The organism is Streptomyces sp. UF-297 (genome assembly GCF_058245575.1).
Window position 1 is genome coordinate 1 of sequence record NZ_JBSIBZ010000086.1, and the last position, 24702, is coordinate 24702.

22 protein-coding genes and 2 pseudogenes are annotated in these 24702 nt (G+C 69.7%); 13 read left to right on the plus strand and 11 right to left on the minus strand.

Features of this window, described 5'->3' with window-relative positions:
• Positions 1-503: 503 nt before the first annotated feature.
• Positions 504-1253: a Rossmann-fold NAD(P)-binding domain-containing protein gene (locus AC4IJH_RS34800; RefSeq protein ID WP_490855959.1), complete on the plus strand. Its 750-nt coding sequence runs from the start codon at positions 504-506 to the stop codon at positions 1251-1253.
• A gap of 37 nt (positions 1254-1290) precedes the next feature.
• Here AC4IJH_RS34800 and AC4IJH_RS34805 read toward each other — a convergent pair whose 3' ends face one another.
• The 3 genes from AC4IJH_RS34805 to AC4IJH_RS34815 form a co-directional block, all read right to left on the minus strand.
• Positions 1291-2001, minus strand: coding sequence for a response regulator (locus AC4IJH_RS34805; protein ID WP_490855960.1), 711 nt, complete (start codon positions 1999-2001; stop codon positions 1291-1293).
• A 117-nt stretch (positions 2002-2118) separates the two neighbouring features.
• Positions 2119-3360, minus strand: coding sequence for a sensor histidine kinase (locus AC4IJH_RS34810; RefSeq protein ID WP_490855961.1), 1242 nt, complete (start codon positions 3358-3360; stop codon positions 2119-2121).
• Between the two features lie 307 nt (positions 3361-3667).
• On the minus strand, positions 3668-4765 hold the full coding sequence (locus AC4IJH_RS34815) for a hypothetical protein (protein WP_490855962.1): 1098 nt from the start codon (positions 4763-4765) through the stop codon (positions 3668-3670).
• A gap of 547 nt (positions 4766-5312) precedes the next feature.
• Between AC4IJH_RS34815 and AC4IJH_RS34820 the strand changes: the two genes are divergently transcribed.
• Positions 5313-6521: an amidase gene (locus tag AC4IJH_RS34820; protein ID WP_490855963.1), complete on the plus strand. Its 1209-nt coding sequence runs from the start codon at positions 5313-5315 to the stop codon at positions 6519-6521.
• Positions 6522-6641: 120 nt separating this feature from the next.
• Here the strand turns inward: AC4IJH_RS34820 and AC4IJH_RS34825 are convergent.
• Positions 6642-7148 (minus strand): annotated as a pseudogene (locus AC4IJH_RS34825) (urea carboxylase-associated family protein); the annotation flags it as partial.
• A gap of 2 nt (positions 7149-7150) precedes the next feature.
• On the minus strand, positions 7151-8272 hold the full coding sequence (locus AC4IJH_RS34830) for an MFS transporter (RefSeq protein ID WP_490855964.1): 1122 nt from the start codon (positions 8270-8272) through the stop codon (positions 7151-7153).
• A 284-nt stretch (positions 8273-8556) separates the two neighbouring features.
• Between AC4IJH_RS34830 and AC4IJH_RS34835 the strand changes: the two genes are divergently transcribed.
• On the plus strand, positions 8557-10119 hold the full coding sequence (locus AC4IJH_RS34835; protein WP_490855965.1) for a PucR family transcriptional regulator: 1563 nt from the start codon (positions 8557-8559) through the stop codon (positions 10117-10119).
• A 72-nt stretch (positions 10120-10191) separates the two neighbouring features.
• Here AC4IJH_RS34835 and AC4IJH_RS34840 read toward each other — a convergent pair whose 3' ends face one another.
• Genes AC4IJH_RS34840 through AC4IJH_RS34850 form a run of 3 tightly spaced genes read right to left on the minus strand, consistent with a single transcriptional unit; the run spans position 10192 to position 11794 of the window.
• A complete protein-coding gene (locus tag AC4IJH_RS34840) occupies positions 10192-10575 on the minus strand; it encodes a hypothetical protein (protein ID WP_490855966.1) in 384 nt (127 codons plus the stop codon).
• On the minus strand, positions 10554-11078 hold the full coding sequence (locus tag AC4IJH_RS34845; RefSeq protein WP_490855967.1) for a class I SAM-dependent methyltransferase: 525 nt from the start codon (positions 11076-11078) through the stop codon (positions 10554-10556). Before AC4IJH_RS34845 ends, AC4IJH_RS34840 begins: the two co-directional genes overlap by 22 nt.
• A 26-nt stretch (positions 11079-11104) precedes the next feature.
• On the minus strand, positions 11105-11794 hold the full coding sequence (locus AC4IJH_RS34850; RefSeq protein WP_490855968.1) for a cysteine hydrolase family protein: 690 nt from the start codon (positions 11792-11794) through the stop codon (positions 11105-11107).
• A gap of 55 nt (positions 11795-11849) precedes the next feature.
• Between AC4IJH_RS34850 and AC4IJH_RS34855 the strand changes: the two genes are divergently transcribed.
• The 8 genes and pseudogenes from AC4IJH_RS34855 (at position 11850) to AC4IJH_RS34890 (ending at position 16865) form a co-directional block, all read left to right on the plus strand.
• The gene (locus tag AC4IJH_RS34855; protein ID WP_490855969.1) at positions 11850-12362 is read left to right on the plus strand and encodes a PadR family transcriptional regulator; all 513 of its coding nucleotides are present in this window, start codon (positions 11850-11852) and stop codon (positions 12360-12362) included.
• Positions 12363-12412: 50 nt separating this feature from the next.
• Positions 12413-12490 (plus strand): annotated as a pseudogene (locus AC4IJH_RS34860) (transposase); the annotation flags it as partial.
• Positions 12491-12531: 41 nt separating this feature from the next.
• Positions 12532-13425: a S41 family peptidase gene (locus tag AC4IJH_RS34865; protein WP_490855970.1), complete on the plus strand. Its 894-nt coding sequence runs from the start codon at positions 12532-12534 to the stop codon at positions 13423-13425.
• 348 nt (positions 13426-13773) lie between these two features.
• Positions 13774-14760 (plus strand): MsnO8 family LLM class oxidoreductase, encoded by a 987-nt coding sequence (locus AC4IJH_RS34870; protein ID WP_490855971.1) that lies wholly within the window; start codon positions 13774-13776, stop codon positions 14758-14760.
• 82 nt (positions 14761-14842) lie between these two features.
• The gene (locus tag AC4IJH_RS34875; RefSeq protein ID WP_490855972.1) at positions 14843-15295 is read left to right on the plus strand and encodes a hypothetical protein; all 453 of its coding nucleotides are present in this window, start codon (positions 14843-14845) and stop codon (positions 15293-15295) included.
• A gap of 151 nt (positions 15296-15446) precedes the next feature.
• Positions 15447-15605 (plus strand): hypothetical protein, encoded by a 159-nt coding sequence (locus tag AC4IJH_RS34880; protein WP_490855973.1) that lies wholly within the window; start codon positions 15447-15449, stop codon positions 15603-15605.
• Complete coding sequence (locus tag AC4IJH_RS34885) at positions 15602-16153, plus strand: RNA polymerase sigma factor (protein ID WP_490855974.1); 552 nt, start codon at positions 15602-15604, stop codon at positions 16151-16153. Before AC4IJH_RS34880 ends, AC4IJH_RS34885 begins: the two co-directional genes overlap by 4 nt.
• Before the next feature lies 1 nt (position 16154).
• The gene (locus AC4IJH_RS34890) at positions 16155-16865 is read left to right on the plus strand and encodes a hypothetical protein (protein WP_490855975.1); all 711 of its coding nucleotides are present in this window, start codon (positions 16155-16157) and stop codon (positions 16863-16865) included.
• 37 nt (positions 16866-16902) lie between these two features.
• Here the strand turns inward: AC4IJH_RS34890 and argF are convergent, their stop codons facing one another.
• A complete protein-coding gene (argF, locus tag AC4IJH_RS34895; protein ID WP_490855976.1) occupies positions 16903-17895 on the minus strand; it encodes an ornithine carbamoyltransferase in 993 nt (330 codons plus the stop codon).
• Positions 17896-18395: 500 nt separating this feature from the next.
• On the opposite strand from argF, the gene AC4IJH_RS34900 reads away from it, so the two are divergent.
• Positions 18396-19592 (plus strand): glycine cleavage T C-terminal barrel domain-containing protein, encoded by a 1197-nt coding sequence (locus AC4IJH_RS34900; protein ID WP_490855977.1) that lies wholly within the window; start codon positions 18396-18398, stop codon positions 19590-19592.
• Complete coding sequence (locus AC4IJH_RS34905) at positions 19585-21060, plus strand: FAD-binding oxidoreductase (RefSeq protein WP_490855978.1); 1476 nt, start codon at positions 19585-19587, stop codon at positions 21058-21060. Before AC4IJH_RS34900 ends, AC4IJH_RS34905 begins: the two co-directional genes overlap by 8 nt.
• A 122-nt stretch (positions 21061-21182) precedes the next feature.
• Here the strand turns inward: AC4IJH_RS34905 and AC4IJH_RS34910 are convergent, their stop codons facing one another.
• On the minus strand, positions 21183-22604 hold the full coding sequence (locus AC4IJH_RS34910) for a pyridoxal phosphate-dependent decarboxylase family protein (protein WP_490855979.1): 1422 nt from the start codon (positions 22602-22604) through the stop codon (positions 21183-21185).
• A 138-nt stretch (positions 22605-22742) separates the two neighbouring features.
• Positions 22743-24644, minus strand: coding sequence for a hypothetical protein (locus AC4IJH_RS34915; RefSeq protein ID WP_490855980.1), 1902 nt, complete (start codon positions 24642-24644; stop codon positions 22743-22745).
• Positions 24645-24702 lie beyond the last annotated feature (58 nt).

Consider the following 24702-nt stretch of genomic DNA (forward strand, 5'->3'; position numbering starts at 1 on the left):
GCCCTCCAGCAGGTTGCCTTCCCAGTGGGTCTGAGCGGTGCGCGTGGTTGCCATGGTGGGGTAACTCCCGGTTGTGGATGGAACGGAAAGTAAAGGAAAGGACCGATGAGGCCGCTCATGAGGTCTCGTCTGTCCGCTGACCAGCAGCGTCCACTTCACGACAGGGAGTGCGCAATGAGCCGAAAGTACCTCCATCGGGCTGATTGGTGCTGTTGTTGCGGGCTTCCTGTCGTCCAGGGTTGATGGCGGATCGCCTTGGAGAGCGCCTCGCGGCCGCCGGGCGGGCCGGGCCTTGTCCTTTGGTCGAAACAATCTGGCCACATGACCCATTGCCTGGCCAGGGCACATGCTGGAGGCTTTGCGTACAGCAGATGGCGATCCCATCAGAGTTTTCTGGAGTACACCGTGCCTGGCATGCATTCCCGTCTACCCGACGGCATCCGTCCACCCGTTTCTCCCTGCGACGTCCATGACGCGACGGAGCCGAGGAAGGACGTGCAGCGGTGATCGCACTGACCGGAGCGGACGGGATTCACGGACGCCAGCTGCGGGACAACCTCCTCCAGCACCTTCCCGCACACTCGGTGACGGAGCACCAGGAGGGCACCGACTTCCGCGGCGCGGACAAGTTCCTGCTGCTATCCGGCTTCGGACCGGAGCGAGTGAAGTTCGCGCCGTACCGAACGGCTATCGCCGCCGCGGTGGAGGCCGGCGTCAAGCATCTCTATTTCGCCAGTGTGCTGGGCGCCGACGGCTACTGCAGGACGGGTGTCCACGCGTACATCGAGTACCTGGTACGCGAGAGCGGCCTGGCCTACACGCTGCTGCGGAGCTATGCGTTCACCGAGTACTTCACCGCTCTGCTCCCCGACGCGCTCGATGAGGGCACCTTGACCACCAGCGCGGGGGAGGGGCGCATCGCTTCGCCCAGCCTGTCCGACCTCGCCGCTGCCATCGCCACCGTCCTGACGCAGCCGGGTCACGAAGGGCGGACCTACGAACTCACGGGCGACCGCGCCTGGACGTTCGACGAATTCGCCGCCGAGGCGGCCCGGACGGCAGGCCGCCCCCTCGTGCACCGGAATGCGGACGAGAACGCTCTGCGGGTACTGCTCAGACAGCGCGGCATGCCGACACTGGAGCTGGAGCGCACGCTCTACCAGTTCCGTCTGGCCCGCATCGGCACACTCGGCTATCTCAGCACCGACCTGACCGACCTTCTGTCGGCCCCGCAGACTGTTCTCGACGTCTGATCCCCCGGATTCCGCAGGCCCGGCGCCGTATCAACAGCTACTGCTGCGCATCGGACCGGCCATTACGGGTGCGCGTCTGAGCCGCATTATCGCCCTGGGGCTGATGAAGCCCCAATTCATAAGCGATGAGAGCGGCTTGGGTGCGGTTTTCCACCCCGAGTTTGCTGAGGGTGCGGGACACGTACGTCTTCACGGTGGACATGCTCGTATAAAGGTGCGCCGCGATATCGGAGTTGCTCATTCCTTGCCCGAGGAGGGACAGCACCTGCCGCTCGCGTTCGCTCAGTTCGCCGATCCGGGCGCGGGCCTGGCCGGCGCTGTCCGAAAGGGGCGGGCTGGCATGGGACAGGAGCTGCTGTGTGACGGCCGGCGACAGTACGGTTCCGCCGGCCGCGACGGTGGCGATGGCGTGGATGAGCTGCTGGGGGCTGAGCTGTTTCATCAGGAACCCGGCCGCTCCGGCGTGCAGGGCCGTGGTGATGTGCTCGTCCATGCCGAACGTGGTGAGGACCAGAATCCGGGGCGGATCCGGCATTGCCAGCAGCTGCCGGGTGGCGGTCAGACCGTCGCAGCGCGGCATGTCGATGTCCATCAGGACCACGTCGGGGCGGCTCTGCCGGGCCTGGGAGAGAGCTTCGGCACCGTCCCGGGCCTCCCCGGCGACCGTGATGCCGGGGGCCGCGTCCACGATGGCGCGGATTCCGGCGCGAACCAGGTCGTCATCGTCCGCGATCAGGACACGGATCATGAGTCTCTCCTCAGTGACACAAGGGCCAGGAATCTTGGCGACGGCCGAGTCCGGTGTCCTGCGCTCGTCCGGCGCCCCGCCGCGGTCCACAGGAGCGGGGCAGACTGTTCGGTGCATCTACGCGGCGTCCTTCTCGATATCGGGAAAGCGGGCTTGCAGGCGGTAGCCGCCGTCGGGCTCTGGCGCGGTATGGAGCGTCCCTCCGCAGGTCACGATCTCTTCCCGCAGCCAGGTCAGGCCGTGCCCGGTGCCCGGCAGCGGGACGCTTCCAGGGGCGGGAGCGTCGTTGCGCACGGTGACGATCAGCTCCGCGGGGGACTGGGTGATGGCGATGTCCACGGCGGCTCCTCCGGCGTGGCGTACGGCATTGCTCAGGCCCTCCGCGACGACCTTGTAGAGGAGGTCCTGGTGGACCGGGTCCGGGGGAGTGCGCGCGATGTGCAGATCGAAGACGATCCGCTGGCCACCGTCCCGATAGCGCTTGATCAGGGGGGCCAGGTCGGACAGCTCGTGCCGGGAGCCCCGCGGGGACGCCTGGGCTGAGCCGGGGGTCCGTACGAGCGTGACGATCTCGCGCAGGGCGTTCACGGCGTCGCGTCCGGCATCGGTGATGAGCTGGCACCGTTCCTTGACGGGGTCGGAGGCGCCCGGCGAGACGGCGATGGCGCCGGCCTGGAGCACCATGAGGGTGACCTGGCGCCCGACGCCGTCGTGGATGTCGCGCACCAGCCGTTCGCGCTGCTTGAGGGCGGCCTCGCGCAGCAGGCTCTCGTGCAGCAGGGTCTGCTGCGCCTGCCGCTCGGCGGCCAGGCGGGACATCCGGGTGTTCACATTGCCCAGGCACCCCAGCAGGACCGGTACGAAGACGACCACGGCGCTGTCGGCCACCGTGGCCTGCGGGGACGCCGCGTGCGTGATCAAGGCATCCGGAGCGATCACGGCGAAGAGCAGAGGAATCACCACCAGTGCGGCTGCCAGCCGGCTCTGGCCCGCGCGGACGGCGGTGTAGCACGCCATCGACGAGCTGATCAGGTGGCCGGTGACCAGCATTCCCGCGACCGAGACCGCGGCGTACGGCATCAGGAAGCGCCGCCGCCATACGGTCGCCACCGCGATCACCATCGAGACGCTCACCCCCACGGCCAGCCCCGGCACCAGCCCCGCAGCGGGGTCGGCGAGCGCTACCACCAGGAGCGGGATTCCGTACGCCACCGCCGTCGCCAGATCCTTCCAGCGGCTGTGGTACAGCGCGCCGAACCAGCCGAGCGCCGTCTCGCGCTGCCACGGCGTGGCCTGCTGCGGGCTGCTGCCACTCGCGCCGGAGGTGTCCGGTGCGGGGGCCTGTACGGGGTCGGACATGGAAACGGCTGTGCCCTTCTTGCTTCTTGCCCGACACGGCCAGTGGCTGTTGACCTGCGACGGGGCTGCGTTTCTGGGCCCCGCCCCCGGTTCGGTTCGTTGTGTGCTGTGCGAGTGGACCGGCCGTCAGTGGCCGGTCTGGAGAGTGGAAGTACGGGTCAGTGGTGACGTCGACAGCGCCGTCGCGTCATACGGCGTCGAACAGGGCGTGGAGCAAGAAAGACCCTACCTGCCTAAAAGCGACATGTACTGATTAATATGGCAATTCGGTGTCCGGTGATAGTGCCGCACCGCGTGACCGGGGTCCTCAGTGGAGTCGGCGGCCCGCTCCTCCTCGCCCCTGCTCGGCCTCGCTCGCCTCGGCCGCTGCACCCGGCTGGTCACCGTTGCTCTGCGCCCCGTCGAGCTTGTGGCGCAGCTGCTGGTCGACCGCCTCCTTTTCTCGGGCCAGCTTCTCCCGCAGCCTGTTCAGCTCGCCCAGACGAGGCGTGTCGGGCTTCTTCAGTTTCCGCTCGAGCCGGCTGATCCTGGCTCCGAGCATGGCGTCCAACTGGGCCTTCTCGAACCTGGCCCATCGGCTGAGCGCGTCGGGCGACGAGAGAGGGCAGTCCGGGAGAGGCAGAGCCTGCCGGACCGTCGAGCTGTGCTTGACGTACGAGCGCAGGCTGTCCCGCTCCCTTTCCCACTTCCGGCGCGCGCTGTACGCCCGAGACCGACTGCTGTGCAGGACAGCCAGGGTGATTCTCGGGCCGCGCAGCTTCTTGATCTGATCGTCGGCAGCTTCGACGAACGTCTCGCGCACCTTGGCGAGCTGGTCGTTCCAGGAGGCTGCCTGAAGTTCGTCGAGTTCCTGGACCATGCGGTCCCGTTCGGCCTGGCCGGCGGACCGGATCATCTCGACCGCCGCCGCGACTCGGTCGCTGATCTCGGTACGGGCCTGCTCAGTGGTGGCGTCCGCACTGTCCTTGGCGCTCTGTGCGTGCAGCGTCGTGATGAGGATCTCCTGGCTGTACAGCGACTGCGTACGCAGGGAATCGCGCGCCCGCTCGGCCCGGCCGGCGAACTCGTCCGCTCTCGCGGAAAAGTCACCGGAGGCGATGAACTCCTGCCAGGACTCGCTCAACTTGTTGCGCAGCGCGTCCTTCGACGGGATGGCCTGAACGTCGATGCCGAACGCCCGCTTCAGAAAATTCACGAACCGGACGCAAGCCAGTCGGATCACAAGAGGAGGCGCCGCAGTGAGCCCAGCGGCGGTGCCTTGCCGCTGGTTGAGACCGGGCGAACTGTTGGCGACCAGATTGCCCAGTGTGGCGCCCGCGTTGTGGAAGGTGAGGTCGGGCCGGATGGCGTATACCCAGGGCTGCTGACCGGGCGGAACAGTACCCGCGTAGTGCTGCTTGACCACGGCCCGTGCGTCAGAGGATGTGGACACGGAATGCGTGGTGACCCGCCGTGCCGAATCCTTGGCGGCCGCAGTACCTGTGGCGGTCCGCTGCCCCCGCCGGCGTCGGCGCCGGCCGTCCGATCTGTTCGATCTCACTGTTTCAGTCCCCTGAGCCGCGCATGCCAAGTTGTCTCCGGCAGGCAGACGGCTCACTCGTTTCGAGACGCGGCCGGAAGGAATACGGCCACGGCGTGGTGGTGAGCGAGCCGCACGATTTTCGGCTCTCGAACACCAGAATCTCCTGGTGCCGCGCACGCCATCAATGGACCGAAAGGGCGGAATGCGAAGACTTTGGTCTACACGCGTACCTGAAAGTGCCAAGTACGGCCATCGCGGTCTCGACGAGGGACCAAGGCGGTGCTCGGGTGGTGGATCGAGCGCTATGAGGCGTGTGGGGTGGGAGGGGCGGCGGGCATGGCGGGGGGCCGGGGCCAGCGGGTTCTTCACGGGGCGGACCGTCGCCTTTCTCGGTGGCCGGTTGCGCTCCGGGGAAACGACATCGGCCGAGTTGGTCCGGCAGGCACTCGGCTCGATCGATCCGGAGCTGAATGCCTTTGCCGCCGTCGACGCCGACAGAGCGTCGGAGGCAGCCCGCCGGGCCGACGGCGAGCTGGCCGGCGGCACCGACCGCGGCCCGCTGCACGGCATCCCCGTCGCGGTCAAGGACAACATCGACGTGAAGGGGCTGCCGACGGGGCTGGGCACGGCCCACGTCACCGCGGCCCCCACCCCTGCCGACGCCGCCTGTGTGCGGCTGCTGCGCGACGCCGGTGCCGTCGTCATCGGCAAGACGACCCTGCACGAGTTCGCCTACGGAGTGACCGGCGACCTGTCGGTGACGGGCCCGGCGCGCAACCCGCACGACGTCTCGCGGATGTCCGGTGGCTCCAGCAGCGGCAGTGCCGTCGCGGTGGCCGCGGGCATGGTGCCGCTCGCGCTGGGGACCGACACCGGAGGGTCGGTGCGTATCCCGGCTGCGCTGTGCGGGATCGCCGGATTCAAGCCCGCCTTCGGAGCCGTTCCGGTGGACGGGGTGCACCCGCTGGCGGCCTCACTGGACCATGTGGGCATCCTCGCCAGGACGCCGGCGGACTGCCGTACGGCCTACCGCGTACTCGCGGGCCCACAGGCGGCCGGCGAGCGGGTGGCCGGCCCCGTACGGATGGCCTGGCTGGAGAGCGCGCCGCTGGATCCGGAGGTGGGCCACCAGGTCCGAGAGGCGCTCGCGCACCTGCCCGCCCTGCCCACCGTCGGCCTCGACCTGGCTCCGCTGCGTGAGACGTTCCGGGTGATCCAGAACGGCGAGGTCTATGACCTGCACGCCGAGCGCGTCGCACGGGCGCCGGGGCTGTTCCGGCCCGAGCTGCTCGACCGGCTCCGACAGGCGGCGCGTACCCCCGCCTGGCAGTATGTCCGGGCGCTGCGGGAGCGGGAGCGCCTTGCCGGCGAGATCGCGGAGCTGCTGCACCGCTACGAGGTGCTGGCGCTGCCCACGGTGCCGCTCACCGCGCCGACGATCGGCGAGCAGCACACCGCGTTCGGGCCGGTGCAGGGCGCCTTGCAGGCGCTGACCATCCCGTGGAACCTGCTGGGCCTGCCCGCGCTGACCGTCCCCGCCGGAAGTGTCCGCGGCCTGCCGGTCGGCGTCCAGTTCATCAGCCGGGTCGGTGCGCAGGAGGCGCTCTTCGCCGCCGCGGAGCTGGTGGCGCGGCGGTGAGGGCCTTATGGGGTGCAGGGCCGGCGGTGATAGTGCACGCACGTGGGTGGGGGTCTGCTGTGCGCCGTTGACGGGGAGCAGGTCCTGGGGACAGGCCGAGAGCACCACCACCACGTCGGTCTCCGCGCAAAGTCGCACGGTGTCCCCGGGGGCGCTGAGCGGAGCCGCGAAGTCGATCGTGCCGTCCGGGGACCAGGGGACGTTCATGAACAGGTTGAGCGGCGCGGGTACGTACGGGGGCGGTGTGATGCCGATGGCGCGCAGCGCCGCCGCGAAGTTGTCGCAACAGTTGTCGTGCGTCCCCTCGTAGCCCAGGCGCCGGTAGCGGTTGCGGTCGCAGGAGGGGATCAGCGTGTCGTGCACGCCCGGCGAGGTGTCCGCGACCAGGGTCAGCATGGGCTCCCGGTGATTGCTGAACAGCCGGTCCCCGACGCCGGGGACGAGGCGGCACAGTTCGCTGCGGGTGTGCATCATGGACAGGTGATCGGTGGGGTCGTCCGGGCGTACGGCCCAGGTGTCGACGACCTGGGTGCCGGTGGAGTTGATGATCTCGATGGTCTCACCGGCGTCGAGGGGGACCGCCACTCCTGTACGGGCGTCGAGCATGGTGGGGCTGTCTTGCGGCATGGTCACTCCATCTCCGTTGTCGATCTCGAGTCCGCCGACGCTACGGCGCAGACCAGCACCAAAGCGGCGGCCACCACCGCGAAACCGGTGGTGTAGCCGGTGTATTGAGCGACGATGCCGATGGCGAAGCCGCCGAGGCCCAGGCCCGCGTCGAAGGCCAGGTTCCACTGCGCGCTGGCGACGGAGAAGCCGTCGCGGCCGGAGCGGTGCAGCATCAGGACCAAGGTGGCGTTCTGGATGGCCCCGAAGCCCGCGCCGAAGGCCAGCATCAAGGCGAGCAGCGCCGCTGTGTGGTGGGTGAGGGTGCCGCCGAGCACACCGATGGCGGTGAGCAGGGTCGCCGGCGGCAGCAGTACGCGGTTGCCGAACCGGTCGCCGAGCCGTCCGGCCAGCCAGCGGCTTGCGGCGAGGGCGAGTTGGAAGCACAGCAGGGCGACGGGCGTCAGCCACACCGGCTCGCGCGGGGCGGCCAGCGGCAGGAAGGTCACCACCGTGCCGGACGCCATGGTGCCCGCGGTGAGCAGGACGAACGGGCGCAGGATCGCGGGCCGCCCCAGCCCGGCCAGGACCCGGGGCCGGGTGACGGGGGCGGGCCGGGGCGCGGTGACGGCCAGCGCGGCCGGCAGCCCGCACAGCGGTGCCGCCACGCCCACGGTGAACAGCGGCGGATAGCCGAATTCATGGACGAGGAGGACACCGAAGGGCGTGCCGACCGCGCCGCCGAGCCCGGTCGCCACCCCGTACCAGCCCGTTGCCCGGCCGCGTCGCTCGGCGGGGGCGAGCTCGGCCACCGCGGCGCTGCCGGCCACGACGAAGATGCCGAACCCGATGCCCCGTACCGCCGAACAGGCCAGGATCATGGCGAAGTTCTCGGTGGCGGCGAGCAGCAGTACGGGCAGCCCGAGCAGGGCCATGGCGACGATCAGCGCGGTGCGGTAGCCGATCCACGCGGTGACGCGGGGCATCACCGGCTGCACCGCGACGGTGGCTGCCATGAGCACACCGGTGATGACTCCGGCCGACGCCTTGTTGCCGCTGGTGTCGACCGCGTATTCGGGCACGGTGGACAGCATGAGGTAGAAGCCGGCGAAGCCGCAGAGCGTGCACAGCAGCACGGCAGCCATGGGCCGGGTGAACAGTCTCGTGGTCGGTGGGCCGGCGCGAGAAGCGGTGGGCGTAGAGGTCACACAGCGATCCGACCAGTTCCATGTCGTCGTTGATAGTGTCGACTTCTCCACTGATCAGGCCTTTGGCTGTGCGATTGCCCAGTCCTGTGACGGGAGAGTTGTGTGCGTCGATCCGCGTCGGAAGCCACGCCATGGACTGGACGATCGCCCGGTGCCTATGCGGCTCCAACGCTCGATGGACCGTACTGGTGGCGCGACTTGGGATAGGTGAACACCGCACTGTGCTTCGCATCCGTAGCCTTCTCGATCACCCCGACCTCGGCCTGGAGGCGGTGGAGGGCACCGGTGACCTCGATGTCGCCGTTCGCTGGGTGCATGTGACCGAACTCCCCGACCCCGAGGACTACGTCCGCGAGCACGAACTCGTGCTCACCAACGGCCTGTGGCTCTCCCACCAAACCCCCGATGGCTATGTGCGGGCCCTGGTCAAAGCCCGTGCGATCGGCCTGGTCTTCGGCCTGCGTACGGTCTGTCCCAAGGTGCCGCATGCCCTGATCGCGGCCTGCCGCGCGGCCCAACTGCCCCTGCTGTGCCTGCCGATCGACGTGCCGTTCGCCGCCGTCACGCAGGCGGTGGCGACGGCCCAGGCGGAGCAGCGCCAGCGCCAACTGCTCGACACGCTGCGCCGTAACAACGCCCTCACCAGCGCCGTCTTTGCCGGCCGGGGGCTGCGCGGCCTGCTCGGCGTGCTGTCGGGACAGGACCGCACCCCGGTCGCGCTGGTGGACCGCATGGGGACAGCGGTGCACGAGGTCCACTGCACGCTGTCCGAGTCCGACCTGTCGCTGGTGGCGAAGAAGCTGCACCAGGGAGCCCAGGAGTGCACGATCGGCCTGTCCCACGGCGCCGAAGCCACCATGATCCCGATACAGGGGGTCGGCGGCTCGGACCACGCCGTGGTGTACGGCCGGGCCGCCGACCATCTCGGCCAGGCGGATCGCGACGCCCTCGAACAGGCGGTACGCCTGCTGACCGTGGAACTCGCCCATCAGCAGGCGGTGTCCGCCATCCAGACGCGCTTCGCCGGGGAGATCCTCGACATGGTGCTCAGCGGACCGCATCGCGCGGAGGAACTCGGGCCGCGGCTGCGGTCCTTCAGCATCGACCCCGACGGCCCCCTGGGCGTCTTCATCATCCCCAGCCCGGGGGCGCCCACCCCCACCCTGGCCCCCCTCCCCGACACCGTCACGCAGTACTTCGTCGGACTGGGGCTCCCCTCGGTGGTTCCGAGCAGCGGCCAGGACCTGGTGGCCGTCGTCGGCCTGCGCGACGACCACGGCGACCTGCGCGCGCTCGCCGAAGGGCTGGTCGAAGCGCTGGAGAAGACCCCGTCCTTACGCGGGCAGCGGGTACTGGTCGGAACGGGCCGGGTGGCAGCGAGCCATCAGTACCTGCGCCGCAGCCTGCTCCAGGCCAAGGAGGCCTCCAGAGTGGCCCGGCTGCGCCGCCAGGGCCCGCAGGTGGTGTCCTTCGCCGACGTCGGATCCCACCGGCTCATGGTGGCCCTGCTCGACGCCGAGACCCGCAGGGACTTCGCCGAGTCCGTCCTGGGGCCGGTAGTGGAGTACGACCGTACCCACAACAGCGAGTTGCGCCGGACCCTGACCGTCTTCCTCGAATCGGGAATGCGCTGGGGCGCGGCGGCCTCCGCCCTGCACGTCCACGTCAATACCCTGCGCAACCGCCTCTCCAAGCTCCAGCGCCTCACCAGCCGCGACCTCGGTCATACGGAAGACCTCGTGGACCTCTTCCTGGCCCTGCAGATGTCCGAGGAACGGGATTAGCCCGGCGCCCATGGCGCCCACGGCCCGGACCAGGCACTCTCCACCGTCCTGAGTACCTCGTTCGTACCTCGTTCATCGCGGGCAACGGCCTGCACACCAGCCGGAATCCGCGGACCCCGGTGGCAGAGCCGCACCGGCTTCGCCACCGGGACCGCGGTCGAAAACGCCAACCATCACCGTCGTCAGCCCGGCCGCTGCGGCAAGCTCCTCGAAATCGGAGCGGGTGTACCACTGCAGCAGCCACGGGCGCTCCACCACCGTGCTCTCGCCGTCCCGGTGGCGTTCGTAGCGCAGCACAGAGGTCTGGGTCCACAGAGTTTCGTCGCGCTCCTCTGACACAAAGGAGTACCGCAGCTCGGCGCCGTCCTCCGCGGCGGCCGTGCGTATCTGACCGATCCGGTCGGCGGGGGTCGGCGACCGGACGTGCAGCGGGATCAACGCGGAACCGCCGTCCACCAGATGGTGCCGAATGCTGCGCAGGGCAGCGCCGGCAGTGCCGTCGTCCGGGCAGCAGATTGAAGGTCGGCCCGGCCTGGAAGACCGACTGGAACCGGCGGGACAGGCTGAGTGCCTCCATCCGCTGATGGTGGACCGGTCACAGAGATACCCGCCTCGTCGGCCCTGCGCCGGCAGCGCTCCAGCATGTCCGCGGAGGAGTCGACGCCTTCGACATCCAGGCCCTCCCGGCGCAAAGCGAGCAGCGGGTCACCGTCTCCGCAGCCCAACTCCAAGGCGGGGGCGCCCGCTTCGCGCACGAAGGACGCGTACGGTTCGGGATCCGGCGAGAAGGACTTCGGGGGAGCGTAGGACTCCGCGACGATTCCACTGGAGAGATCAGCCGGCTGCATGTGCGTACAGCAATCCTCTCCGTGCCGCGGCATGGCGACTGCCGATGATCGGCTCTGTGCCGTCGGCAGTCCCTTGCCGCTGCCTGCTCTTGCGCGAAAACCCATGCGCATGACGATGTACGCGGTCCCGTGCCTCGTCAGGCAACGTTCGCCCGATCCTCATCCTCTGGTGCTGAGGTGGCTGCGGCCAGTCGGCTGGTGATCTCTTCGGCGGTCAGCACGAGTGCGAAGCCCTTGCGCAGGACAGCGAGTTCGGGTTCCTGCCGGGACTCGTCGTCGGTGGCCGTGACGTCGGATCCGAAGACGACCTTGTAGCCACGTTCGTATGCCTGCCGGGCGGTGGTGCCGCAGCAGTAGTTGGTGAGCGTTCCCGTGACGATGACCGTGTCGCGGCCGAGGTTGCGCAGCATCGTATCGAGCGGGGTGTCGTAGAACGCCCCGTAGGAGGGCTTGCGGATCACGGCCTCGTCGGGGCGGCGGCCCATCGGAGCCCATACCTCGGCGGGGCCCGGCCGGCGCCAGCCGGTGTCGGCGTGCGGGAGGAACCGCAGGGCGTGTGGCCGGTCCAGTCCGATATGGGTGTCGTCGAAGATGGTCCAGATCACCGGTACGGAGGCGGCCCGGCATTCTTCGACCAGGTGGCGGAGCCGGGGCGCCATCCGGGTGGCCGCGGGCACCCAGTAGGGACTCCAGCGGGGCCGGACGAATTCGTCCTGCATGTCGATGACCAGCAGCGCCGCCCGTTCGGGCCGTATGGCGAACGATGCCCGGCCGCACTCGTAGGCGTTGCGCGCCCGCGCGGTCACCCACTCCTCGGTGTACGTCACTCCCGCCTCCTACATCGATTCGAGGTACCTCGTTTCGATGTGCGAGAGTAACAGCATGCTCGAACTCGCGATCCTGGGATTTCTGGCCGAGGGGCCGCTGCACGGCTATCAACTGCGCCACCGGATAGCGCACTTGTCCGGCCACGCCCGACCGGTCAGCGACGGCAGTCTCTACCCGGCGATCAACCGACTGGTCAAGGCCGGGCTGCTGGAGCGGCGGACCGAACCGGGCACCTCGGCCGCTCAGCGGCACACCCTGAGCCTGACCGACGCCGGCCGCTGCGAGCTGCTGCGCCGGCTGCGGGAGGCAGGCGGCCTGGACATCAGCGACAGCACCCGGTACTTCACCGTCCTGGCTTTCCTTTCCCACCTGCCCGACACCGCCGACCAGCACGCGGTACTGCGCCGCCGACTGGAATTCCTGGAACAGCCCGCGAGCTTCTTCCACGACGGTGACCGCCTACTGGGCGCCGACGACACCGACGATCCCTACCGGCGCGGCATGCTTACCATCGCCCGCGCCACCAGCCGTGCGGAAAGGTCCTGGCTTCGGGAGGTGCTGGCCTGACACCGCCCCGGCTGCAGCCACCTCGCCCGTCCTGAACCCGGACCGGTCCCACGAACAAGCGCCGGCGGGTGGGCACCTGGGCCGCGGCGAACAACGTCGAGATCGCCTGCACCCCGACCAACTCCTCTAAGGGCGAGCGCCGCTCGGCGCGGCACTAGCATGGCCCGCTGTGCTGACCAACGAACAGATAGTCGAGCAGGCCCTGGGCCGGATCGCGGCAGGGTATGTCTTTCCCGAGAAGGCCGTGGAGATCGGCGCCGCGGTCCGTAGGCGTCTCGCGGCCGGTGCGTACCACGGTCTGGACGGGCGAGCGCTCTGTGAGACGGTGACCGCTCACCTTCAGGAAGCGTGCCCGGACAAGCACTTGCGGCTGCTGTGGACGGATGAGCCGCAGTCGCTGGAACCCGAGGACGCGGACGAGGGACAGGCCGCCTTCCGCGCACTGCTCAGGGCGGAGAACCAGGGAATACGCCGCGTCGAGCACCTGGACGGGAACATCGGGTTCATCGACATCCGGCGCATCGCGTACGCAGACGACGGCGCCGACACGATCGGCGCGGCCATGCAATTGGTCGCCCACAGTTCCGCGCTCATTCTGGACCTGCGCGCATGCCGCGGCGGAGCGCCGGAAGGGGCCGCCATGTGGTGCAGCTACTTCTTCCGCGACGACCAGGTACACCTCAACGACATCTACGAACGCTCCACCGGCGCCACCCGCCAGTTCTGGACGATCGCGCACCTTCCCGCCCCGCGCTATGCGGACCGCCCGGTCTATGTCCTCACCAGCGCGATCACGTTCTCCGGCGGCGAGGACGTGGCGTACACCCTCCAGGCACACGGCCGGGCCGTACTCGTCGGCGAAACAACGGCGGGTGGCGCGCACCCCACAGCCCGCCACCCGCTCACCGAACACATCCTGGTCACCGTGCCGACCGCCCGAACCATCAACAGCGTCACCGGCACCAACTGGGAAGCCGTCGGAGTGACCCCTGACCTTTCCGTCCCGGCGGACCAGGCGCTGGAAACCGCACTCAAGGCCGTACGGGAGCGCCTGGGAGCATAGGCCGCGCGCTCCGGCAGCGCTCACCCGACCACAGCCTCAGTACCCAGCACGCCCCGCTCGCCGCCCACTGGAATGGCACCCCTTGAACGCCTCCCTCGCACGTCTCGTCCAGCTGATCCCACCGCCCGCGGATCCCACGACCAAGAGTTGGGGGCCCGCAGAACAGGCCCTCGGTGTGGAACTGCCGGAGGACTACAAGGAACTCATCCGCCTCTATGGCGGGAGCAACTGGGACGATTACCTCTACGTCCTCGAACCCGGTGTGCGTGCTGTAGGCGTCCTGGTCCGGGGAGGTTCGGCCGGGTCGGCAGTTCCTCCGATCGAACGTACGCTCTCTATGCTGACGGCATGATCGATGCACCTCTTTCGGCGCTGGAAGTCGCGATGGTCCAAGCGGGCGCCCGAGCCGTGGATACGCTGCGCGACACCGCCGCCTTCGCACAGGGACTGGACCGGCTGGGCTACCGCCGGATCTGGTACGCCGAGCACCATCACTCGCCCGCGATCGGCGCGTTCCCGCCGGTCGTGCTGGCCGCCCACGCCGCCGCTCTGACCTCGTCCATCCGGCTCGGCTCGGGGGGCGTTCTGGCCCCCAACCACGCACCCATCACGCTGGCCGAGCAGTTCGGAACTCTGGCCGCCTTGCACGAGGACCGTATCGACCTGGGTATCGGCCGCGGCCCCGGCACCTTCGACGAGGCCACCGCACGGGCACTGCGCCGCGGAGCCGGGCCCACGACGGATGCGGAGTACCGCAGCGACGTAGCCGCGATCCTGTCCTTTCTGGTGGAGGAAGTCGCACTCGGCCCGCTGCCGGAGCCTTGGCTGCTGTCCTCCAGCACCGCAGGCGCCGCGCTCGCCGCGGAACTCGGTCTGCCGATCGCCATGGCGCACCACATCAGGCCGGACAACACCCGTGCGGCGCTGGAGCGTTACCGGGCAGAGTTCACCCCGTCCCGGTGGTGCGAGCAGCCTCGGGTGCTGGTGTGCGTGGAGGCGGTGTGCGCCGAGACGGAAGAAGAGGCCGCGTGGCGCGTCGGGCCGATGGATGTCGTCAAAGCCGGGCTCCTCAAGGGAATGAGTGAGATTCCCTTCCCCACGCCCGAGGACGCGGCCGCCCATTCCTTCACGGCAGAGGAGCGCCAGGCGCTGGCCGGCTTCCGGGCGCAGCAAGCGGTCGGTACGCCCGAGACCGTGGTCCACCGCCTCGCACAACTGGCCGCGGAGACAGGGGCGGACGAACTGATGCTGACCACACCCGTCTACGACCTCCGCGACCGCATGCGCTCCTACGAACTCATCATGAAGTACGCCGAGGCCACGACCGCACCCTAGGAACAACGGCGCGCGGTCCACGCCAAGCCGGCCGCGCTCCCGTCGGCGGCCCGGCCCAGGACCGTGGGTGGGATCATGGGGGATGTCTGAGATGTCCGACCTGGTGACTGCCCGCTGGCCGCTCGCCCCGTCCAGTGCGATCGCCTGGCTGCTGGAGCTGACCGGTGATGAGGGAATCACGGGGTTCATGCCGCCGCCGATGCCCGACGCGGCATGGGTGATCAATGCCATGTACGAGCACGAGCAGGGTCCCGCCGACGTGTCGTACGACGAGTACCAGCGGGCCGGGGTGGCGGACGGCAGCATCGAACCCCAGATCCTCGCGGGCATCGACTTCAGTGGGGTCGGCACGGCCACCGGTGGTGATCTGGGCCGTGCCGCTCGTGGATCGTCCGCGCGGACTACGACCTGTGGGCCACCAAGGTTGCGGGTCCCGCACCGCTCATCGAGGCCCCCTGAGCGACACCGGGATCGAGGCCGTACGCCTGCCCTGGGCCCCGTGAGCTCGACCCCTGCCCGGCGCTTGACCGTATGAGTGATCGAGCGGGAACTCACCGTGAGATTCCCTGGTTCCGCGATGCACGAATCGGGGTCGGGGATCGCCTATAGGGCAGAGGAGGCAGACGGCTCCTCCGAGGCGTGGGGGAGCGCGCCTCACACACCACTCGGAGGGGATCCCCAGCCTCGTGACGCTACATCTCGCAGGCGACCTGCTGACCACGGCCGTGGCCGTCCGCGTCTTCGGCGACGACGCCTGCGCCCTGCCGCGCCGTACCGCGGTGGCCGAAGGGCCTTCGGGCCTTGCCGCACTGCGCGGTCGGCGCTCTCGGGGAGGCGCCTGGTGACCGGCATCCGCCGCTTGCTCACGCTACCGATGACCGCGCTGCCCGCCGACTTCCGTGCCTTTCACCATCTGTACCGCGGCGTCTACGTGCACTGGGCCGAGCTGTACCTGAGCAACCACGCCGACGCCGAGGAAGCCGTCGACCAGGCCTTCGAGAAGCTCTACCTCAAATGGACCGACGTCCTGCAGCACGAGAACCCCAACGCGTATGCCTGGGTGGTCGTCAAGCACTGCACCATCGACTGCGCCCGGGCCCGCGGACGCCGCCCCGCCGTCATCGACGTCGCCGCCTTCGAGACCGCCGCCCTGCGCGGCGCCGTCGACCCGATCGGCGAACTCGAGGCGAGCCTGTCGGTCTACGAGGCCATCCGCTCCCTGCCCGAGCGCCAGCACGACGTGATCGTGCTGCAGTACTGCCTGGGCTACAGCACCCGCGAGACCGCCGACATCCTCGGCGTCACCCAGGCAGGGGTCCGCTCCACCACCCGCAACGCCCGCCACCGTCTGCAACACACCCTGGGGCTGGACAAGGGAAAGGGGAGCAAGTGAGATGACCGACCCCATCGAGCGGGCCCTGGCCAAGGCCCGTCTCCCGCGCCGCCCCTACACCGGCAGCGAGATGGAGGAGGCGGAAGCCCGGCTGACCGCACGGATCGCCAAGAAGATGTGGCGGGGCGCGCTCTCCTTCGACGACCACATGGAGCCCGCCCGTGCCGCCGCTGCCCGCGCGGCCGAACGGGCGGGTCTGCCCCGCCGCATCCACCACCGCTATCTGCGCACGCTGTGCGAAACCGTGGTCGCGAAGGACCTCCACAAACTCGGGACCTTCATGGCCCGCCGCATCCTGGAACCCGAGGGGGCCCGCGTACTGGGCTGTGTGCTCCACCTCGCGGACCGCTCCGACAGCGCCCAGTTCTGGTGGCAGTTCGCCGCCGGCGCGGGAGACGTCGGAGCCGCCTGCTGCCTGTACATGCACCACATGGCCCTCGGCGAGCGCTACGAAGCCGGGCTCTGGCACGCCCAGGCCGGGCTCGAAGCCCCGATGCCCACCACGCCCTCGTTCGCCGACCGCCAGGACATCGTGACCGCGCTGCGCATCCTGGAGGCCTTGCGCAAGGAGCACCCCCATGTGTCCGCCGCTGCTGTGGCGGTCATCGCGTACGTCCCCGATGCGCTCGGCTTCGTCGACGAGGACGTCGAACTCCCGCTGCCCGACGCCGACTTCGCCACACGTATCGAGGAAATCACCGCCAGCCCGTGAGCGCGGCCCACTGGCCGGGCGGCCCCCGGGGACGGTTTCAGTTCGCCTGTCGGCGGGCCGCGGTGATCAGGGTGTGGAGCACTGCCTGGGCGGTGGGGAGGCGGTTGGCGGCCTGGTGCCAGGCCAGGCAGCGGGGGCCGTCGAGGACGTCGGAGGTGATTTCCTGTCCGCGGACGGCGGGGAGACAGTGCAGGACCATCGCATCCCGCGGAGCGTGGGCCAGGAGCGGGTCGTCGACCCGGTAGCGGGCCAGGTGCCGCTCGCGCTCGGCGGCTTCGCGGTGGTTGTCCATGGAGACCCACACCTCGGCGTAGACGGCGTGCGCGTCGCGGACCGCTTCTTCGGGCTCCGTGGTCAGGGTGACGGATCCGCCCTGCCGCGCCATGGTCTGGCGGGCCTCGTCCAGGATGTCCGCCTCCGTCTCGTATCCGGGCGGGCTGGCGATGGCCAGGTGCATGCCGGAGGCGGCGCACGCGGCGAGAAATGAGTTGCGGGTGTTGCTCCTGCCGTCACCGATGAAGGCGGCGCGCAGGTCTGCCAGAGTCCCGAAGTGCGCGCGCAGGGCGAGCAGGTCGGCCAGGGACTGGCAGGGATGGTGGGTGTTGGACAGCGCGTTGACGACCGGGACCGCGGAGGCCCCGGCCATCTCCTCCACCACGCTGTGCTCGAAGGTGCGCAGGGTGATGGCGTCGAGGTAGGAGGACAGGACGCGGGCGGTGTCGGCGACGGTTTCCCCGTGGCCGAGCTGGAGTTCGTCCCGGTTGAGGACGGTGGCGGCCATGCCGAGGCGGTGGGCGGCCATGGCCAGCGATACGCGCGTACGGGTGGAGGGCTTCTCGAAAAGGCACCCGATGGCCGCCCCGCGGAGGCTGTGTTCCCACTCCTGCGGGTCCTGCTTCATGCCCTCCGCCAGATCGAGCAGCGCGGGCAGGGTGGCCGGGTCCAGGTCGCTGACCCGCAGCAGATGGTCCGGGACCGTGCCGCCCATGGCCGCACAGCCGTCGGAGGGCGCCGGTGGCGGTGGGGTCATCGCAGGTCTCCGAGTCGGGGGTCCGCGGGAGGCTCTGCGCCGAGTCTGGTTCAGGGCGGGGGAGCGGGCACCCTCACCGGTTCCGTGCGGGTGAACCCGCTGACTGCCTGAGGCCGCGCAGCCGTACCCGTGCACCTGATGTCGTTTTTGCTCGTTCACCGCCACAAGTTGACAGAGGCTGCCCGGGAACTGCGATGGGCATGGCCAGGCAGGTCATGCTGCTGTTCACCGGTCGGTTGTGCCCGAGCGTGCTGCGGGCGGACGGCCGATGTTGCTGGTCGGGGGAGTGACTGCACCCGATTTCGTGGGGCAGTGAGTCCGGAATTCTTCAGCAGGGACGTGCGGAAAGCAGGAGGTGGCACCACGGTGAATCGGTGTGGGGAACTCGGCAGCGGGGCGTGGCGTACCGGGGGTGAGGGTTTATGAGGTCTGTTCTGGATGAGGGACTGTATCCGCGCATTCATGACTTGCATTTGCGTAGCCCTCTTATGCAGGCGGGGATGGTGTGGTCCCGCCTGGGCACCGATCAGCTGCCGCCCCGGGACGACGTGCGCGCACTGCACTTCTCGGACCCGGGCGACGTTCTGAATTTGGTTGCGGACGAGGTCGGACCGCCCACGGGGGTCTGTGTCCTGGAAGACACCGTGGTGGGTGTCGCCGGCTGGTCCCGGATCTCCATGGAGCGCCAGTACGAGGCGGTCACCGAGCGGGCGGCCGCCTTCGTGGCCGGGGCCATGAACTATCTGCGGATCACCGGACCCGACGCCTGCCAGGTCCTGGACATGCTCACTCCGGTGGACATGACGAAGCTGGGCGTGGGCCGCGGAAAGTTCGTACTGTTCACGACTCCGGCCGGGACGGTGGACAACGAAGCGGTGGTCCTGCGGCTGGCCGAGGACGAGTACGTCCTCTCGTGCGGCGGGCCCAAGAAGGGGCTGTCCTGGCTGCCGGAGGCGCTGGCCGCTCACCCGCGGGCCACGGTGGAGGACGCCGGGGTCGGCTGCTTCAACATCAAGGGGCCGAAGCGGCTGGAAGCCATGAGCGAACTCGTGGAGCCGCAGGACCGGGCCCGGATCGCTGAACTGCGGCCCTTCCAGGCCTGCCAGGCCCGGACGCCCGATGGACTCCCGGTATGGATTGTGAAGACCCTGATCGGTATGGAGATGTGGGGGGACGGGGAGGCCCTGAACCAGAGCTGGCGCAGGATTCTGAAGCAGCCGGATCTGATCACCCCGTGCGGCTGGGACCTGCTGGACGTCTTCCGCCTCGAATGCCGGGACATGGTCTTCGGCGTCTACCCGATCGAACTGCACGGCGGCACCACCTTGTGGGAAGCCGGCTTCTCCGCCATGGCCGAGCAGGCCAAGCAGCGAGACTTCATCGGCCGCTCGGCACTGCTGCAGGGCCGGGACGACCGTCGGCTCTGGCTCGCCGGCCTGGTGCCGAACGGGCCTGCGGCCGAGGTTCCCGCTCTGGGCCAGGAAGCCTTCGCCCAGAACGGCGAGTTCGCGGGCTACATCACCACCAGCGCCTTCTCTCCCCGGTACGGGCGGCCGCTGGCCTTCGCCCATCTCAAGCCCGGGTGCCGGCCCGGCCAGTCCCTCACCCTCAAGGCCGGGGGCGGCACGTGGACCGTCACCGCGCTGCCCTTCCCCGCCCCCGATGCCCTGGATGCCGCGGGAGGCGTGGATGGCTAGCGGCATCGACGCCGCGCTGCGTGAGTGGTCGCGGCTGCTGGGGCCCGCCGCGGTCGTCCAGGGACCTGACCTGGCCGCGTACACGGCCAATGTCACCGTCCACGACCGGCTCGTCCCCGCCGCGCTGCGCATCAGCCAGCGGGAGCAGCTCGCCGAGGTCGTGTCCATCGCGCGTACGCACGGCGTCCCCCTCCACCCCGCCAGTACCGGCCACAACTGGGGGCTGGGCTCCTGGCTCCCGGTCCGCGACGGGGCCGTCATCGTGGATCTGTCGCGGATGGACCGCATTCTCGGCCTGGACCGCGCCACGGATACGGTCGTGGTCGAACCCGGTGTTACGCAAGGTCAGCTCGCCGACTACCTGGACCGCCACGCACCCGAACTGCTCGCCAACATCACCGGATCGGCCGCCGCCACCAGCCTGGTCGGCAACACCTTGGACCGGGGCATCGGCTATCTCGCCAACCGCTCCGACGACCTGGTGGGTCTGGAGGTCCTGCTGGGCAACGGGACCTACCTGCGCACCGGCGAGTGGCACAGCGCCGGCGGACACCACGGGCCGCAGTGGCACCATGGCATCGGTCCGTCGCTGGAAGGCCTGTTCATCCAGTCCAACTTCGGCATCGTCACCGCCGCCGCGCTGCGGCTGCGGCGCCGGCCGGGGACGACCACGGCCTTCCGCCTCACGGTCGAACGGCCCGAGCGGACCGGCGAACTGCTCGATGTGCTGGCCTGCCTGCACCGGGACGGGGTCCTCACCCACCCGACCCGCATCTTCGACGGGGTCTGGATCCACGGCTCGCCCGACAGCCCTCCGGCCTGGACCACCTTCGGGGCGATCACCGGCCGCCCGGCGGCGGTCGAAGGACTGCTGCGGGAAACCGAACAGGCCCTGGCGCCGCTCGGCCGCCTGGACCTGGCATCGGTCGGCACGGACCGTCCCCCTGAGCTCCCGCAGGACGAGTCCGACTGGTGGCGCTCGGTGCTCAGCGTGCTGCAGGGGCGGCCCACCAACCTGACCGTGACCGACTGGGCCTCCCGCGTCGGAGTCGCCTTCGACGCCGACAACCTGGACGCCAGCGACTTCGGCATGGTCTGCGATGTCTGGGCCGTTCCGTTCACCAGCGCCGGCGCGCAGGAGACGGCCCGCCTGGTGCGCGAGGTCTGCGCTTCCTACGGGCTGCGGCCCTGCATCTGCTTCAGCGCCCTGGACGGCTACAGCCTCGAAGCCACCCTCATCGTGCTGTTCAACCGGAGCGATGCCGAGCAGGTCCACAACGCCCACGCGTGCGCCGTCCAGCTGCGCAAGGTGCTGACCGCGGCGGGCTACGCACCGCACCGCGCCGGCATCGAGGCCATCGCGGCGCTCGTCAGCTCCGACGACGCGTACTGGCAGACCATGGCGGCCATCAAGAAGTCGCTCGACCCCGACCAGATCATCGCGCCGGGACGGTACAACCTCCTGTGACGGCAGCGCGTTGATGCCTGCGATGACGCCCGGCGAAGGGGGCACCGGACCGACGGACGGCAGCGTGCGTCCCGGCCGGTGGCCCCTTCGCCCGTGTGGGCAGCAGGAGTTCACCGCACCCTTCAGACTCGCGCGGCCGCGCCCACCGCGGCACGGATGATCTTCAGTGCCTCCTCGACATGCGTACGGTGCGTACGGTGCCCGAGCACGCACATGCGCAAGGTGTGCCGCCCCCGGATCCGCGTGCTGGTCAGATAGGCCCGACGGCTCGCGTTGATGTGGCCCAGCAGCCGCTGGTTGACCTCGTCGCCGCCCGGCGCCCGGAAGGTGAGCACGGTCAGATCGGGCTCTGCCACCGTCAGACCGGGAATGCTGCGCAGCTCGCGGTGGGCCGCCGCGGCCAGGTCCAGTTTCTCGTCGATGGCCGCGCGGAATGCGCCGATGCCGTGCAGATGCAGCGGCAGCCACAGCCGCAGACCGCGGAATTCCCGGCTCATCTCGATGCCCAGGTCCTGGTAGTCGGGCAGCCAGGTGTCCCGGTCCATGTCCTGGAGATAGTCGGCGTCCGCGCGGTGCGCCGCCCGCAGCGCACCGGCCCGGCGCATCAGGAGCAGACCGGAGCTGTAGGGGAAGAACATCGACTTGTGGACATCCAGGGTGATCGAATCGGCCCGCTCGATACCCGAGAGCTTGCTCCGGCCCCGTTCGGTCAGCTGGAAGCCACCGCCGTACGCGGCATCGACGTGGAACCACACCCGCTGTCTGCGCGCCACCTCGGCGAGCGGCCCGAGCGGGTCGATCGTGCCCGTATTGGTCGTGCCCGCCGTCCCCACCAGCAAGAACGGCCGCCGGCCCGCCGCGCGGTCGGCCGCGATCAGCCGCTCGGCCGCCTGCGGGTCCATCCGCAGATCGGCCGTGACCGGGACGGTACGGACCTGGTCGGGCGCGAACCCGGCGATCCGCGCGGCCTTGGCGACGCAGAGGTGGGTGTGCTCGGTGACGTAGATCGTCCCGCTGCACGGCGGGTCGCCGAGCAGTTCCTGGCGCGCGGCGATCAGGGCGGAGAGTGTCCCGGTGGAGGACCCGGTGGTGATGAGCCCGCCCGATGTCGACTCCGGCAGGCCGAACTGCTCGCAGAACCAGCGGATGACACCGTGCTCCATGGCCGCCAGCGCGGGGGCCATGGAGCTGACGCCCGTGAAGCGGTTGACCGTGCTCGCGAGCAGTTCCGAAAGCGCGGAGGCGAAGAGACCGCCGCCGGTGAAGTACGCGAAGCAGCCCGGGCCCGCGGTCTCCACCGCCCGCTCGGCGGCCGCGCGGAAGGTGGCCAGCAGCTGGCCGAACTCCCCGGGGCCGTCCCCCGGAGGCGCCAGCAGACGCGTCAACTCCCCTTCCGGTCCCTCAAGTTGTACGGCCGGTGCCTGGCCGCGCGATCCGAGGAAGTCGGTGACGAAGGAGGTCGCCGAGGCCATCATCGCCTCGATCTCCTCCCGCTGCGGTTCGAGCCCCGGCCGCAGGCCCGGCGGTGGTGGTGTTCGCGGCATGACGGTCACTCCTGAGGTGAGGAACGGTGCCCGCGCCCCATGAGGGGCGCGGGACAGTGCCGATACGCGGCTCCGCCGTGCGGGAGCGACCGGCTGCGGACGGCCCGCAGCCGGCCGGCCGCACAGCCGGCGGAGCGCTCAGGAAGCAGCGGCCTCCTGACCCTCATCGGCGGCCGCGTCCCGAGCCGCCGGATGCGTGGGCAGCAGCGGCGGCAGCGGGAAGGCGTAGACCGTGCCCGGATACATCACCGGGCGCCGCCAGTCCGAGTAGTCCAGCGGAGCCAGCGTGTGCCGGTGCCGCCGGGTGGCATCGATGGCCGCGGCCCGCGACGCCTCGTCGCGCCCGCTCGACTCGGCGATCTGCCGGATGCGCTCGGCCCCGAAGTTGATCGGCGCGGCCTGGCTGAACTCCTGCGCGCTGACCTGCAGCCAGCCGAGGGTGTCCTCCTTGATCCCGTCGGCGAGATTCCGGATGGCGCGCTTGCGGCCGACCTCCTTGTTGCGGGCCCGCCAGTAGTCCCGCACCCGGCGTCCGTGTCCGACCATGCCCGTCATGGCGCCACCGCTCGTCATGAAGTGCCCGTTGCCGAACGAGTCCCCGGCGACCACGGTGTTCCTGGCCAGCAGCGCGTCCTCACCCATCCGCTCGACCAAGCTGAACAGCTTGGGCCCGTACAGCATCTGGACCTTGCGCAGTTCCTGCTGGGGGATCTCCAGGATGAGCGCCGCCTGTTCGAGGAAGAACTCGCGCATCAGGTACTGATACGCCGCGTAGTACTCCGGCGTCTCCTGTTCGGTTCCCTCCGGAACCAGCCCGGTCGCGATCGGATCGAAGGTCTTGAAGTCCGGGACCTGGACCAGAACCCAGCCCACCGCGGGGTCCGCCTCGTGCCCGACGGCGATCTGGCGCGCCCAGTACTCGGTGCCGTCCTGGTCGAACTCCGAGGCGACCCGTCGCCGCAGCCGGCCGTCCACCAGCACGTCCATCAGCCCGGCGAGGTAGTCGGCCTGGGCCACCACCGGGCCGTGCCCGTCCTGGTGGTCGACGGTGACGTCCTCCTGCTTGAAGCCGAGCCGCTCGGCGTCGATGCTCTCGAAACCCTGCGCGATCATGATGAGTTCGGGGACGCCGACGTCGATCACCTTGGACCCGGGCGCGCGCACCCGGCGGAACTTCCCCTTGAAGTCCAGCTCCCGTATCGCCTCTATCCGCACCCCTATACGGCCGTCGGGGTGCTCGACGAAGCCGTCCCCCTCCGTCTCCGAGACCACCCGGTGCTGGGTGAAGAGCCGCACCCGCGGCTCTTCCAGGCCCCGTTCCAGGTCCATCCGCTCCACGGCCTCCAGATAGCGCCGCAGCAGGATCAGCATCTGCGCGGCCTGGGCCTGGAAGATGGACGGGCCGTCGAGCACCTCGGCCATGCTGCCGCCGAGCCGCTTCTTGCTGGGTTTGGCGGCGGGCACGGCCGGGTCCAGCACCGTCACGACCCGGTTCGGCTTGCCGTCCTTCCACCGGTCGTCGATGAACTCGGTGTGGTGGATGGTCCCGACGATCCGGGCCTCCGCGCCGACGTACGAGCCGAGGAATCCGGTGACCACCTCGTCGGCCGTGACCGGCCCCGCGGGCAGGCCCGGCTGGTACATGCTGTCGGACAGCCGCAGAAGCCGACCGTCGCCCCGGCGCGGAATACCCTCCTCGCCATAGCGCTTGAGCATCAACCGGTCGATCAGGCCGAGATGGTGGTACAGCTCCTCGCGGATATTCCAGTGCACCCCGAGAGAGGGACCGCCGCGCATTTCGACGCCGACGGCCCGGCGCCCCATGGCCACCGTCCACAGCATGGCCATCATGTTCGTACCGCCCAGGCCCAGGGCGAGGAAATCCGGATCGCGCACGCCCCGCAGGTCCTCTTCCACCTCGGTGCGGTCGATGCCGTACGTACAGTCCATGGACGGCACGGGATCCATTCCGTCCCTACCGTCCATGACGCCCCTGCGCTTGCTGCTCTCGGCAGCCGCCTTCATCTTTTTCTGGCTCATCGTGCTTTCCTCACTGGTGGAAGTGCCTCACCTTGCTCGGCAGGGAGTTCCCGGACGC

Excerpts from the sequence above, each read along its gene's own strand:
- AC4IJH_RS34805 (WP_490855960.1), bottom strand. The coding sequence starts at position 2,001 with ATGATCCGTGTCCTGATCGCGGACGATGACGACCTGGTTCGCGCCGGA.
- AC4IJH_RS34890 (WP_490855975.1), top strand. The coding sequence starts at position 16,155 with ATGACCGACCCCATCGAGCGGGCCCTGGCCAAGGCCCGTCTCCCGCGC.
- AC4IJH_RS34910 (WP_490855979.1), bottom strand. The coding sequence starts at position 22,604 with ATGCCGCGAACACCACCACCGCCGGGCCTGCGGCCGGGGCTCGAACCG.
- argF (WP_490855976.1), bottom strand. The coding sequence starts at position 17,895 with ATGACCCCACCGCCACCGGCGCCCTCCGACGGCTGTGCGGCCATGGGC.
- AC4IJH_RS34810 (WP_490855961.1), bottom strand. The coding sequence starts at position 3,360 with ATGTCCGACCCCGTACAGGCCCCCGCACCGGACACCTCCGGCGCGAGT.
- AC4IJH_RS34855 (WP_490855969.1), top strand. The coding sequence starts at position 11,850 with ATGCTCGAACTCGCGATCCTGGGATTTCTGGCCGAGGGGCCGCTGCAC.
- AC4IJH_RS34870 (WP_490855971.1), top strand. The coding sequence starts at position 13,774 with ATGATCGATGCACCTCTTTCGGCGCTGGAAGTCGCGATGGTCCAAGCG.
- AC4IJH_RS34905 (WP_490855978.1), top strand. The coding sequence starts at position 19,585 with ATGGCTAGCGGCATCGACGCCGCGCTGCGTGAGTGGTCGCGGCTGCTG.
- AC4IJH_RS34915 (WP_490855980.1), bottom strand. The coding sequence starts at position 24,644 with ATGAGCCAGAAAAAGATGAAGGCGGCTGCCGAGAGCAGCAAGCGCAGG.
- AC4IJH_RS34845 (WP_490855967.1), bottom strand. The coding sequence starts at position 11,078 with ATGCGCATGGGTTTTCGCGCAAGAGCAGGCAGCGGCAAGGGACTGCCG.
- AC4IJH_RS34900 (WP_490855977.1), top strand. The coding sequence starts at position 18,396 with ATGGTGTGGTCCCGCCTGGGCACCGATCAGCTGCCGCCCCGGGACGAC.
- AC4IJH_RS34830 (WP_490855964.1), bottom strand. The coding sequence starts at position 8,272 with ATGGCTGCCGTGCTGCTGTGCACGCTCTGCGGCTTCGCCGGCTTCTAC.
- AC4IJH_RS34875 (WP_490855972.1), top strand. The coding sequence starts at position 14,843 with ATGTCTGAGATGTCCGACCTGGTGACTGCCCGCTGGCCGCTCGCCCCG.